At 25.4% G+C, this 13,471-nt stretch carries 15 protein-coding genes and 1 tRNA gene; 8 read left to right on the top strand and 8 right to left on the bottom strand.

Annotated elements, in window-relative coordinates; all coding sequences use genetic code 11:
- Positions 1–9: 9 nt before the first annotated feature.
- A complete protein-coding gene (locus tag H0H63_RS01195; RefSeq protein ID WP_185858730.1) occupies positions 10–1,248 on the bottom strand; it encodes an OmpA family protein in 1,239 nt (412 codons plus the stop codon).
- Between the two features lie 48 nt (positions 1,249–1,296).
- On the bottom strand, positions 1,297–1,746 hold the full coding sequence (smpB, locus tag H0H63_RS01190; RefSeq protein ID WP_185858729.1) for an SsrA-binding protein SmpB: 450 nt from the start codon (positions 1,744–1,746) through the stop codon (positions 1,297–1,299).
- Positions 1,747–1,807: 61 nt separating this feature from the next.
- Between smpB and H0H63_RS01185 the strand changes: the two genes are divergently transcribed.
- The 8 genes from H0H63_RS01185 to murI all read left to right on the top strand — a co-directional run bounded on the left by H0H63_RS01185 (position 1,808) and on the right by murI (position 7,156).
- Positions 1,808–2,662, top strand: coding sequence for a transketolase (locus H0H63_RS01185; RefSeq protein ID WP_185858728.1), 855 nt, complete (start codon positions 1,808–1,810; stop codon positions 2,660–2,662).
- A gap of 11 nt (positions 2,663–2,673) precedes the next feature.
- Complete coding sequence (locus tag H0H63_RS01180; RefSeq protein WP_185858727.1) at positions 2,674–3,636, top strand: transketolase family protein; 963 nt, start codon at positions 2,674–2,676, stop codon at positions 3,634–3,636.
- Positions 3,633–3,965, top strand: coding sequence for a nucleotide pyrophosphohydrolase (locus tag H0H63_RS01175; protein WP_185858726.1), 333 nt, complete (start codon positions 3,633–3,635; stop codon positions 3,963–3,965). Before H0H63_RS01180 ends, H0H63_RS01175 begins: the two co-directional genes overlap by 4 nt.
- A gap of 3 nt (positions 3,966–3,968) precedes the next feature.
- Complete coding sequence (locus H0H63_RS01170; RefSeq protein WP_185858725.1) at positions 3,969–5,219, top strand: 3-phosphoshikimate 1-carboxyvinyltransferase; 1,251 nt, start codon at positions 3,969–3,971, stop codon at positions 5,217–5,219.
- 348 nt (positions 5,220–5,567) lie between these two features.
- Positions 5,568–5,639 (top strand) — tRNA-Glu (locus tag H0H63_RS01165).
- Positions 5,640–5,661: 22 nt separating this feature from the next.
- Positions 5,662–5,895, top strand: a complete 234-nt coding sequence (gene rpsT / locus H0H63_RS01160) for a 30S ribosomal protein S20 (RefSeq protein WP_185858724.1) — start codon at positions 5,662–5,664, stop codon at positions 5,893–5,895.
- Positions 5,896–5,897: 2 nt separating this feature from the next.
- On the top strand, positions 5,898–6,323 hold the full coding sequence (locus H0H63_RS01155; RefSeq protein ID WP_238784418.1) for a hypothetical protein: 426 nt from the start codon (positions 5,898–5,900) through the stop codon (positions 6,321–6,323).
- A 29-nt stretch (positions 6,324–6,352) separates the two neighbouring features.
- Positions 6,353–7,156 (top strand): glutamate racemase, encoded by an 804-nt coding sequence (gene murI / locus H0H63_RS01150; RefSeq protein ID WP_185858722.1) that lies wholly within the window; start codon positions 6,353–6,355, stop codon positions 7,154–7,156.
- Here murI and H0H63_RS01145 read toward each other — a convergent pair.
- From H0H63_RS01145 to ccoS, 6 genes are all read right to left on the bottom strand, one after another.
- A complete protein-coding gene (locus tag H0H63_RS01145) occupies positions 7,153–9,429 on the bottom strand; it encodes an NADP-dependent malic enzyme (protein ID WP_185858721.1) in 2,277 nt (758 codons plus the stop codon). The genes murI and H0H63_RS01145 overlap by 4 nt on opposite strands.
- A gap of 65 nt (positions 9,430–9,494) precedes the next feature.
- Positions 9,495–9,941 (bottom strand): FixH family protein, encoded by a 447-nt coding sequence (locus H0H63_RS01140; RefSeq protein ID WP_185858720.1) that lies wholly within the window; start codon positions 9,939–9,941, stop codon positions 9,495–9,497.
- 70 nt (positions 9,942–10,011) lie between these two features.
- The gene (locus H0H63_RS01135; RefSeq protein ID WP_185858719.1) at positions 10,012–10,893 is read right to left on the bottom strand and encodes a cbb3-type cytochrome c oxidase N-terminal domain-containing protein; all 882 of its coding nucleotides are present in this window, start codon (positions 10,891–10,893) and stop codon (positions 10,012–10,014) included.
- A 20-nt stretch (positions 10,894–10,913) separates the two neighbouring features.
- Positions 10,914–11,084 carry a cytochrome oxidase gene (locus H0H63_RS01130; RefSeq protein ID WP_185858718.1) on the bottom strand — a complete coding sequence of 57 codons (171 nt, stop codon included), beginning with the start codon at positions 11,082–11,084 and terminating at the stop codon, positions 10,914–10,916.
- A 20-nt stretch (positions 11,085–11,104) separates the two neighbouring features.
- On the bottom strand, positions 11,105–13,300 hold the full coding sequence (gene ccoN / locus H0H63_RS01125; RefSeq protein ID WP_185858795.1) for a cytochrome-c oxidase, cbb3-type subunit I: 2,196 nt from the start codon (positions 13,298–13,300) through the stop codon (positions 11,105–11,107).
- A 10-nt stretch (positions 13,301–13,310) separates the two neighbouring features.
- The gene (ccoS, locus tag H0H63_RS01120) at positions 13,311–13,463 is read right to left on the bottom strand and encodes a cbb3-type cytochrome oxidase assembly protein CcoS (protein ID WP_185858717.1); all 153 of its coding nucleotides are present in this window, start codon (positions 13,461–13,463) and stop codon (positions 13,311–13,313) included.
- Positions 13,464–13,471 lie beyond the last annotated feature (8 nt).

Genomic DNA, 13,471 nt, shown 5'->3' with positions numbered 1-13,471 from the left:
GGTTTTTTATTATTTTTTAATTGTAATTTCAACACGTCGTCCTTTTCCTTTTTTCTTCTTATTCTTTTTTCCTGCTCCAAATCCTCTAATTTCTATTCTAGAAGGATCTACTCCTCTAGATACTAGAGCTTCAAAAACGACATTTGCTCTTTTTATAGATAATGTTTTAGAATTCTTTCCATGAAAAGCTGTATATCCATCTATATAAAATTTGTAAGAAGGAAAACCGTTGATCATCATTTCAGCAATTTGATCCAAAACATTTAAAAAATGATTAGACAATGAAAAACGACCTTTATCAAATAAAATAGGACGAAAAGCAACATCAGGGCATCCTTGGTTCTCTTTTTTTCCAAATTTTTTAGGACATTGATCTTCATTATCTGGAATATTATCTAAATCTGTATCAGGACATCCTCTGAATTTTTTTAATCCAAATTGGTTGGGACATAAGTCTTCTTTATCTAAAACTCCATCGTGATCCTGATCTAAATTTTCTTGACAACAGATTTTATTTTCCGTAAAATTTTTATCTTCTTTTTTATTTTCTACTTCTATTTTTTTATTTTTCTCTTCTTCTACTCCTACTGTTGATGGAATAGAAACACGATCGTTGTTTTTATATTTTAAAAATTTTAAATTTCCAAAACGAAAAACTACTCCTATATTATGTTTCCAAAAATTCAAAAAATCTGATGATTGATATGCAAAAACTTGATTATAAGTACTTTGAATATTTAATCCAAAATTAGAAACAATCCAAAAGTTTACCCCTAATCCACCATCTAATATAAAAAATTTATTTCTATTTGTTTTAAAATATTTCGTTTCTGATATTCTTAATTCTCTATCTTGATAACCATTAAATTTATGAAAACCTCCTCCTAATCGTAAATAGGGATCGAACTTAGAATTCGGAAAAATATATAAGTTTATTCCCGGAGTTAATTTGACAAAAAAAATATTTTCTATTTTCCATCTGTTATTATCTACCATCCCCACTGATGCATCTAAATATAATCCTATATGTTTTTTTATGTTATGTTCTAATTCTATATTAGATATGATAGGATTAAAACTATTGTTATCTTTTATAAAAAAATCTTTAAAAGGAGATTTGATAGGATAATAATTTATATCATGAGCTCCTATTCGGATTAACCACTTTTCTTTTTCTTTCGAATCTTGAGAAAAAACAGATGAAAAAAAAGCGAATAAAGCAATAATAAAAAAATTGACGTTTTTCATAAAACTATAATTTCTTTGAATCTCAACAAATTTAATAAATTTAATAAATTAAATACAATTTTTGAATTGAATAAACCGTTTTATTTCCTTAGAAAAATCTTTTTTTCGTAAATATTCACGTTTATCGTACATTTTTTTTCCCTTTGCTAAAGCTATTTTCATTTTTGCATATCCTTTATTATTAATAAATAATTCTATAGGAATGATAGTTAATCCAGTTTTCTTCAATTTCTTTTCTATTTTTATTAATTCTTTTTTATTTAATAATAATTTTCTTTCTCTTCTACTTAAATGATTACAATTTGTCCCAAATTGGTATTCAGATATGTACATATTAATAGAATATAATTCTCCATATTTCATTTGGCAAAAACTATCCATAATATTTACTTTATTTTGTCTTATAGATTTTATTTCCGTTCCAAGAAGTTGTATACCAGCTATATAATATTCTATAAAATGATAGTTAAATCTAGCTTTTCTATTTAGAATACTCATAATTAATTCTTATTTTTGTTAAGTAGTAATGATAAAAAATATACAAACAAAAAATTGAAATATGAATGGACGTTTAAAAGATTTATGTGTTCAAGTAAGGAGAGATATTTTACGCATGGTTCATGATGCAAAATCTGGACATCCTGGTGGATCTTTAGGATGTACGGAATATTTCGTAAGTTTATATCAAGAAATAATGCATTTTAATCCAAAAAAATTCACCATGGATGGAGAAGGAGAAGATCTTTTTTTCTTATCTAACGGTCATATTTCACCTGTTTATTATAGTATATTATCTCGTTCTGGTTTTTTTTCTGTAAAAGAATTATCTACTTTTAGAAAATTAAATTCTCGTTTACAAGGTCATCCTTCTATACATGGAAAGTTGCCCGGAATACGAATTTCTTCTGGATCTCTAGGACAAGGAATGTCTGTTGCTATTGGAGCCGCTTTATCAAAAAAATTAAATAAGGAATTTGATACTATTATTTATAGTTTACATGGAGATGGAGAATTGAATGAAGGTCAAATTTGGGAAGCCGCTTTATATGCTGGATCTAGAAACATAGATAATTATATAGCCACTATAGATTATAATGGACAACAAATAGATGGAACGACTGATGAAGTATTACCTCTTGGAGATTTGAAAAAAAAATTTCAATCTTTTGATTGGAAAGTGATTGAAGAGTTAGAAGGAAATAATATTAACAAAGTTATTAATGTTTTAAGGAAGGCAAAAAATGAAACTGGTAAAAATAAACCTGTTTTAATTATATTATATACTAAAATGGGATATGGAGTAGATTTTATGGAAGGAAATAACACATGGCATGGAAAATCTCCTAATCAAGAAGAATTAGAAAAAGCACTATCCCAACTTCCTGAAACTTATTTAGGAGACTATCCATTATAAAAAACTTTAATATGAAAATATATGAAAATAAAGGATTAAAAGAAACTAGGGCAGGATTTGGAAAAGCTTTATTCTTATTGGGGGAAATAAATAAAAAAGTAGTCGCTTTATGTGCGGATCTTACCACTTCTCTATTTATGAATTCTTTTTCTAAAAAATTTCCGGAAAGGTTTTTCCAAATAGGAATAGCAGAGTCTAATATGATAGGAATAGCTGCTGGACTTAGTATTGGAAAATTTATTCCATTTGCTGGAACATTTGCTAATTTTGCTACATCTCGTGTGTATGATCAAATACGTCAATCTATTGCATATTCTTATAAAAATGTAAAAATATGCGGATCTCATTCTGGATTAACTCTTGGAGAAGATGGAGCTACACATCAAAGTTTAGAAGATATAGGAATGATGAAAATGTTACCTGGAATGACTGTTATTAATACTTGTGATTATAATCAAACTTATGCAGCTACTTTAGCTATATCTAATTATTTTGGTCCAGTATATTTACGTTTTGGACGTCCTGCAGTAGCTAATTTTACGGATGAAAATCAAGTATTTGAAATAGGAAAAGCAGTAGTTTTAACAGAGGGAAAAGACATCACTATTGTTAGCACAGGACATTTAGTATGGGAATCTTTAGAAGCATCTAAAATATTGTATAATAATAAAGGAATAGAATGTGAAGTCATTAATATTCATACTATTAAACCATTAGATGAGGAAACCATTTTAAAATCCGTTAATAAAACGAAATGCATTGTTACTGCAGAAGAACACAATTATTGGGGTGGGTTAGGAGAAAGTATTGCAAGAATACTTACTACTAAAAAATGTTTTGTTCCTCAAAGTTTAGTAGCCGTAAATGATATTTTTGGAGAAAGCGGAAAACCTATGGAACTTTTAAAAAAATATAATATAGATCGCGATACTATTATTCATCATATACAAAAATTACTAAAAAATAAAATTTGATAATTAAAAACATCCAAAAGTTAGTTCATGATTGGATTAATAATCATGGAATACGTTATTTCAACGTATTGACTAATACTATACTTTTATCAGAAGAAGTAGGAGAAGTATCTAGAATTATTGCTAGAAATTATGGAGAACAATCCAAAAAAAAAAATGATAAAAACAATAATGAAGATCTTGGGGAAGAGTTGTCAGATGTTTTGTTTATTATAATTTGTTTAGCAAATCAAACTGGAATTGATTTAGAAGAATCCTTTTATAAAAAATTAAAGAAAAAAGAAATAAGAGATCATGCAAGACACCATGAAAATGAAAAATTAAAATAAAATATGTCTTCCTATATTAATATTTATAAAAAACAAAAACATTTATACGGATCCATATCTATTACTGGCTCTAAAAGTATATCTAATAGACTTTTGATCTTAAAGTATCTTTATAAAAATGATATTTATATTGAAAATCTTTCTAATTGTGAAGATACACAAGTATTAAAAAAAAGTTTAGTCAGCACTTCTCCTATATTAGATATTCATCATGCTGGAACTGCTATGCGATTTCTTACTTCATATTTTTCTATACAAGATGGAAAAGAAGTTATATTAACAGGATCCAATAGAATGAAACAACGTCCTATTTCTATTCTTGTAGAAGCTCTAAAAAAGATAGGATCCAAAATTGGATATCTAGAAAAAGAGGGGTATCCTCCTATAAAAATTTTTGGTAAAAACATTTTAGGAGGAGAAATAGATATAGAAGCAACAATGAGTAGTCAGTATATTAGTTCTTTAATGTTGGTAGCTAGTAAATTTAAAAAAGGACTTAAAATTTTTCTTAAAGGAAATATTACATCTATTCCATATATAAAAATGACTTTTAATTTACTGATTTTATCAGGAATAAAAGCCTTTTGGAAAGGAAATATAATCCATATTTATCCATTTAAAGATAATGGAAAGAAGTTTTTTAATGTAGAATCCGATTGGAGTTCCGCTTCTTACTATTATTCTATGTCCGCTATAGCAGAAAGTAGTCATATTAATTTATCTTATTATCATAATAAGGATAATAGTTTACAAGGAGATAGAGAAGTTTCTTCTATATATGATAAATATTTTGGAATAACTACTGTATTTGATCAAAATAGGATAACGTTAAAAAAAAAGTCTAATTTTATTAGACCAAAATTTATTGAATTGGATTTAAATAAAACTCCAGATCTTGCACAAACTATTGTTGTTACTTGTGCAGTGACTGGAATTAAATGTAATTTAAAAGGATTAGAAACATTAAAAATCAAAGAAACAGATAGATTACAAGCATTAAAAGAAGAATTAATTAAATTTGGAGTGATGACAAATATTACGGATTCTTGTTTAGAAATAACAGATTTTTATAGAATAAAAATTAATTCCTTCATAAGGATAAAAACTTATCAAGATCATAGAATGGCTATGTCTTTTTCTCCATGGAGTTTATCCTCTTCTTTTTTACAAATAGAGGATCCAAATGTTGTTGAAAAATCATATCCTAATTTTTGGAAAGACTTAAAAATATTAGGTTTTTCTATAGATGAATAAATAATATTGTTTTTATTAAAAATACTAACTCTTTTTTTTCCTTAATAAATCGATGTATACATAAAATAATTAATAATTTTTTTTGATGACGATGACTGACTTATATTAAAAGTAATACAAGAAAAAAATATTTTTGATGAAATCATCTCTAATTTTATTTTTTACTTTCATATTTTTTATGTAGTAATACTTAGTTTTTTTCTATTGATTAATAGATTCCATTTTATTTATTGAAATATTCAAAAATAAAATAAAGAAACCGTTATTATAATAAGTAATGAATATTAAATTAGTAAAATACTTGTATTAAATACAAAAAAAATATAATTTGTATCCTTAATTTTTTTTGGCCCATTCGTCTATTGGTTAGGACGTCAGGTTTTCATCCTGGAAAGAGGGGTTCGATTCCCCTATGGGCTATAATTATTATAATTAATTTATGATGGCCAATCATTTATCTTCTATAAAAAGAATAAAACAAAATCGTATCAAACGATTACGTAATAAATATATGTATAAGAGCACAAAAACAGCTATCAAAAAATTATTAAAGAATCAAGATAAAAAACAATATCCTATTGTAATCTCTATGATAGATAAATTATCTAAAAAAAATATTATACATACAAATAAAGCCGCTAGATTAAAAAAAAGATTAAGTAAAAAATTATTTTAATTTTGTATGAGTTTTTTTTAAAATTTCATCATTATATAGCTTTTTTAGTTCTTATTTTTTTAATATTTGAAATGATCCATATTTTATGGTTAATAAATTATAATATACAAATAAAGTTTTTTTTTAAAGTTATATTGGATATTACAGTCGTTACTATATTTATTCAAATATTTTTTGGATTTTTATTGATGATTTTTAATTGTTTTTACCTATACGAAAATAGAATTGATTTTATTCAAATTTTAAAACAAAGAGAAATTCGTTCAAAAATAATAGAACATCCAATTATAATGATATTGGGATCTTCTATGTTTATTTTTTTTTATAAAAAATTAGATAAAGAAAAAAAAATTACTAATACAGTTTTTTTTTATTTTCTTTTATCTGTATTGACTATAATAACTCGTTTTCCATTGAAAATATTGTGAATTTATAAAAAAAAGAATTAAAAGAATTAATGAAAATTAATACACTATCTCCAATTGGGATTTTTGATTCTGGAATAGGAGGGCTTATTATAGCTAAAGAAATAAAAATGCAAATGCCTTATGAAGATTTTATTTATTTTGGAGATACTAAAAATATGCCTTATGGAGAAAAATCTAAAGAATTTATTATAGAAAATTCTATGAAAATAGCTTCTTTTCTTTTCGAAAAAAAATGCAAAGCTTTAGTGATAGCATGTAATTCTATAGTATCTAATGCTTTGGATACAATTTATCAAGAATTTCATAATAAATTATTAGTATTTAATGTAATAGATCCTGTAGTTAAAGATAAAACTTTTCTTTTTTCCAAGAAAATAGGAATTATCGCTACTCCTGCTACTATACGTTCAAATTTTTACGTTAATAAAATAAAAGAAAGTCATCAACACCTAGATATAGATCAAATATCTACTCCTTTATTAGCTCCTATCATTGAAAATGGATTTGATATCAAAAAAGTCAGTTTCATTATAAGAAATTATTTAAATCATTTCAAATCCATAGATACATTATTATTAGCCTGTACTCATTATTTATTTCTTAAAAAAAAAATAGAAAATTTTTATCTAGGAAAAGTTCATCTAATTGATATACAAAAAATTGTAGTACAGGAAATAAAAAAAAAATTAAATGAAAAAAAATTATTGTGTATTCATTCTCCATACAAAAAATTTCCTATTTTTTATACTAGTTCTAGTTCCACTTTTTTTGAAAAGAAAGTCAGAGTTATTTTTGGAAAAAAAGTATGTATTAAAAAACATATTTTTTTTTAATTATTTCTAATTTGTGCATCTATCACAGCTAGAGTAGTTAAATTAACTATTTCCTCTACACTGGATTGCATTTGCATAATATGTACTGATTTTCGCATTCCTAATATTATAGGGCCAATAGTTTTAACCTCTCCTAATCCTCTAATAAACTTATAAGTTAAATTTCCTGATTCTAAATTTGGAAAAATGAAAATATTTATTTTTTTTTGAACTAGTTTAGAAAACGGAAACTTACTGGATAGTAAAAATTCATTTAAAGCCAAATCAGGTTGTAACTCTCCGTCTACTATTAAGTCTGGATATTTTTTATGTAAAAAAGCTACTGTTTTAGAAACTTTATAAGATGTTTTTGAATTCGATGAAAAATTTTGAAAAGATAACATAGCTATATGTGGCTCTATATCAAATTCTTTAACTACATGAGAAGCCATTAAAGCTATTCTTGCCAATTCTTCACTTGTAGGATCTGGAATAACAGATGTATCTGCTAAAAATAAAGGTCCTTTTTTTGTTAATAAAATCATCATTCCTGCTATTTTTCGAATAGAGTAATCTCCTCTTCCTATAACTTCTAACATAGGACTTAAACTTAATGAAAAATTTTTTGAATATCCTGTAATTACGGCATCTACCTCTCCTTGATCTACCATCATCGCTCCAAAATGATCATTAGTACGCATACGTATTTTAGAATCGTATAAAGTTAATCCTTTCCGATTCCTCCTTTTCCAAAGAATATTAGAAAAATACTCTACTTTTTTTTCTTCTTCTTCTGGATCTATTATCTTTAATTCAAGTTTTAAATTATTTGCATTGATCAACTGTTTTATGCGACGTTCGTTCCCTAAAACAATAGGATAAGAAATAATACCTTCTTCATGAAGAATTTTAACAGATTTAAGAATATCATATTCTTCTCCATTACAAAAAACAATTTTTTTAGGATTAGTACGTGCTCTATTTTGAATCATTCTAAGTATTTTATTTTCGTATCCCATCCTATCAAGTAACTTTTCTTGATACATTTTCCAATCTGAAATTGGATTTTTTGCTACTCCAGAATCTATTGCAGCTTTAGCTACAGCTGTAGAAACATGAGTAATTAGTCGATGATCAAAAGGTTTCGGAATAATATATTCTTTTCCAAAAGAAATGTTCTTCTTATTATAAACAATATTTACCTGTTCTGGAACAGGTTTTTTTGCTAAAGAAGCTATAGCATGTATCGCAGCTAATTTCATCTCATCATTAATTACACTAGCATGTACATCTAGTGCTCCTCTAAAAATATAAGGAAATCCTAAAACATTATTTACTTGATTGGGATAATCACTCCTTCCAGTAGCCATAATAACATCTGGACGTATTTTAATGGCTAAATTATAATCTATTTCTGGATCAGGATTTGCCATAGCAAAAACAATTGGATCTTTTGCCATGTTTTTTAACATATCAGGGGTTAATATCCCTCCTATAGATAATCCGATAAAAACATCTGTATTTATTATAGCTTTTTCTAATTTTTGAACTGGATAAGTACTTACAGAAAATTCTTTTTTTTCTTTATTTAAATCGGTTCTTGAAGTATGTAATAACCCCTTACTATCAAACATAAGAATATTTTTGGGATTTACACCAAGTTGTTTGTATATTCTTGTACAAGAAATAGCGGCCGCTCCAGCCCCATTTACAACCATTTTGACTTCATGGATTTTTTTTCCTACATAATTAATAGCATTAAGTAATGCTGCTCCTGAAATAATAGCCGTTCCATGTTGATCATCATGCATAACAGGAATATTGAGTTCTTTTTTTAGTCTTCTTTCTATTTCAAAAGCTTCTGGAGCTTTAATATCTTCTAGATTAATTCCTCCAAAAGTAGGAGCGATAGCTTTTACAATTTCTATAAATTTATCTGGATCAGATTCGTTGATTTCTATATCAAAAACATCAATTCCAGAAAATATTTTGAATAAAAGAGCTTTTCCCTCCATAACCGGTTTGGAAGCTAATGCTCCAATATTTCCGAGACCTAACACAGCGGATCCATTAGTAATAACTGCAACTAAATTTCCTTTAGAAGTATATTTATATACTTTTCTAGAAGAATGAGCTATTTCTTTACAAGGTTCCGCTACTCCTGGAGAATAAGCAAGAGATAAATCTTTCTGGCTATTATATTTTTTTGTAGGGGTAATTTGTATTTTCCCAGAAGGGAATTGGCTATGGTAATTTAAAGATTCTTCACGAAATTTTATTATATTTTTCATCATACATATTGATTTATTAATTAATGAAAAGAGATAAAATAATAGGATTTATGATTTTAAATATGTTATTATTTCCAATAAATATCTTTCTCAAAGAAATATTTTTTATCTGACTTCCATCTAATTATAATCTTATAATATCCTTTTCTTAAAAATTTTTTAGGAATAAATAATGTTTTATTTGAATCTTTCAATATTTCAAAAGATCTTTTAATGTCTAAATCTTTAGAAGAAAATCGAAATAAAGTAATAAATCCATTACTATTACTCTTCATAGAAGGAAATATAATTTGAATCCCAGAGTAAAAAATAAAAATTTTTATTTTTTTAGGGAGTGTTGATCCGTTTTTTTTCTCATTTATAATTTCTTGATATTTGATTTCTTCTTCATAATATCTATCTGATACAAGTTCACTTTTTTCATGTGGAAAAAACAAAGAAATATAAATAATAAAAATTATAAAAATAAAAAAAGATAAAAAAATTCCGATATCCCAATTGAATTTTATTTTCATTATTTAAACTTTAATCAATAAGAACATAAATCAATAATGAAATTTTTTTATATAAAATCTCAAATAAATTTTATATTTCTTTCCATTTTATTATTTTTTTTCCTTGAGGAGCTTTAGCTCTTAAAGGTTTTTTAGATTTTTGATTAATAAAATAAACATAACTGGATATTTTCTCAATATCATTTCCTTTAATTTCTCCTGTTTTACCAAAAGCACGCATAGTGGGATTATTATCACTTCCATTCCATATTATAGAAAATATATTTTTAAATAAGTCTTTTTCTTTTACATTTATCCAATAGTTATCTGTTAAATTAGGACCTATATTTCCACTTCCATCTGATTGATGACAAGTAGCACAATTTTTTTCAAAAATAATTTTTCCATCATTAACTAAATATTTCTTAAATACTGCATTTTCTATAGTAACTTGTGGAGTATTTTTTTCAAAAATTTCTATTTCTTTTAATTGGTTTTTATAAGATATATTATATTCTTCATAAGGATCAGAGAAATCTAATAGAAAGTAAGAAAAAAAATAAATTGCGGAAAAAATAATTGTCAGATAAAAAAGATGAATCCACCACATTGGTAATTTATTGTCCAATTCTATAATTCCATCAAATCCATGATCTATTCTTTTAACTTTATTATTATTTATTTTATCATAAAATATGAATCTATAAAATCTATAAAAATAATTACCCTCATTTTCTTCAAAAATTTTTATTCTCTCTTTTTCTGAAAGAAATTGTAATTTTTTTTTAAAAATTAAATGATTCACACATTCTAAAATACATAATAACATCGTTATTATAATAAAAAAAAATATACTAATAGGGTGTGTAAAATAAGATATATGATTATAACTTTTTAAGAAAACATAAAATATAAATATTATGATAGATAAAAAGGAAGAAATCATAATAAAAGAAGAAATTTTAGATCTCATAATTTTTCCTTTTTTTTATTCTAATTTTCCTCTAAAGGGAGAATACTTATTTTTTTATAATACTTTTTAGGTTTTAAAGCTACAAAAAATAAAATAATAAAAAAAGCTAATAAAAATAAAATTAATACAATAGATTGAAAAATTCCTACATTTTTTTCTTCTGTAAAATACTGTTTCAAAAAACTTATCATGTGAATCTTGCAATTAATAATTAAGATTTTATATCTGTACCTAAACGTTGTAAATAAGCAATAAGAGCTATAATTTCTCTTTTTTCTAGAGGAATAAATTTTTCTTTTTCTATTTGTCTTTGTTTATAAATTTCTTTTTTCAAATTTGGATATTCCTTATAAATATCAAAGACAATCTTACTTGCTTGAAGATCCATATCTTTATTCACATTTTTTATATATTCTAAAGAATATGGGACTCCTAATTTTACCATTGCTTTTATTTTTTTTTCCGTATTAGATCTATCTAATTTATTATAAATTAACCAAGGATATCTTGGCATAATAGATCCATGAGATGTGGATCTAGGATTTAACATATGATTGAAATGCCAAGAATTAGGATTTTTTCCTCCTTCTCTAGCTAAATCTGGACCTGTTCTTTTAGAACCCCAAAGAAATGGATGATCATATACAAATTCTCCAGCTTTAGAATATTCTCCATAACGTACTACCTCATCTCTAAATGGACGGACTTGTGCACTATGACAAGCATTACATCCTTCTCTTACAAATAAATCTCTCCCTTCTAATTCAAGAGCTTTATAAGGTTTTATATTATGAATAGTAGGAACATTAGATTTAATAACTAAAGTAGGAATAATTTCTATAAAACCACCAATAGCTACTGCTATAAAAGAAAGAATTGTTAATTGTATTGGTTTTTTTTCTAACCAACTGTGAAATTTATCGTTTTTTTCTTTGATACTTTTTTTATTATAAAACGGTTCATCCTGAAATTTTTCATTATCTAATGAATATCCTTTTCTAATTGTTTTAAAAATATTAAACATCATTAAAATAAAACCTAAAAAATAAATCATTCCACCAATAAATCTTATTTTATAAAATGGAATAATAGATAAAACAGAATCTAAAAAATTCTTATAAGTTAATGTTCCATCCGGATTAAATTTTTTCCACATTGCAGATTGTAATATAGATCCAAAATACATCGGAAAAATATATAATATAATTCCTAAAACACCTAACCAAAAATGTATATTAGCTAATGATATAGAATATAATTTGGTATTCCATATTTTTTGCGTTAACCAATACATAATTCCAAATGCCATAAACCCATTCCATCCTAAAGTTCCCAAATGTACATGAGCTATAACCCAATCCGTAAAATGTGCTATAGAATTCAAAGTTTTAGTAGCTAACATAGGTCCTTCGAAAGTTGCCATTCCATAACAAGTAATTCCTACAATAAAAAATTTTAAAATAGGATTCCTTTTCATTTGATCCCAAGCTCCTCTTAATGTTAGCAATCCATTTAACATACCACCCCAAGAAGGAGCAATTAACATGATTGAAAAAATAGTACCCAATACTTGAGCCCAATTAGGAAGAGATGTATACATTAAATGATGAGGCCCTGCCCAGATATATATAAAAATTAAGGACCAAAAATGTATGATAGAAAGTTTATAAGAAAAAATAGGTTGATGAGATGCTTTTGGAACAAAATAATACATTAATCCTAATATAGGAGTAGTCAAAATAAATGCAACTGCATTATGTCCGTACCACCATTGCATTAAAGCATCTTGTACTCCAGCATATATAGAATAGCTTTTAAAAGATAATAAAGATATAGGTAATTCAAGATTATTAAATAAATGTAACATAGCTACAGCTACCCATGTTCCTAATAAAAACCAAATACTAACATATAAATGTTTGATTCTTCTATTTAAAATAGTTCCTATCATATTAATTCCATAAATAACCCAAATGAAAAAAATACCTACATCTAAAGGCCACTCATGTTCAGCATATTCTTTGCTTGTATTTATACCCAATAAAAAAGTAATCCAAGTAAAAAAAATAAAAAATTGCCATCCCCAAAAATGGATCCAACTAAGGATATCACTAAAAATTCTTGTTTTCAACAAACGCTGCAAAGCATAATAGTATCCTGTAAAAATTATATTTCCTACAAAAGCAAAAACAGTAGTACTTGTATGTAACATTCTCCATCGTCCAAATCCTATGACTCCTTGAGAATCCTTTAGATTATTTCCAAATAAAAATTCAGGAAGTTCTGGATAAAATAATAATAAAGCTATAAATAAACCTGCTATAAATCCTAAAAATGCCCAAAAAATTGTAGCGTATAAAAAAGCTTTTACAATACGATTATTATAATAATATGTTTTTAATTTCATCATAGAATCATTATTCCTTTTTTTCAATATCATCAATTAAAATCCTAATTCTAGGAGATTCATAATCATCAAATTGTCCAGAATAAAGACAAATTAAAAATAAAATAAGAAAAAATGTACTTAAGAAAATACTAGACAATATCATAATAATTAATATATCCATATTATATT

This window comes from Blattabacterium cuenoti (genome assembly GCF_014251655.1).
Lineage (GTDB): Bacteria > Bacteroidota > Bacteroidia > Flavobacteriales > Blattabacteriaceae > Blattabacterium > Blattabacterium cuenoti_I.
This window is presented reverse-complemented; position numbering and strand designations above follow the sequence as displayed.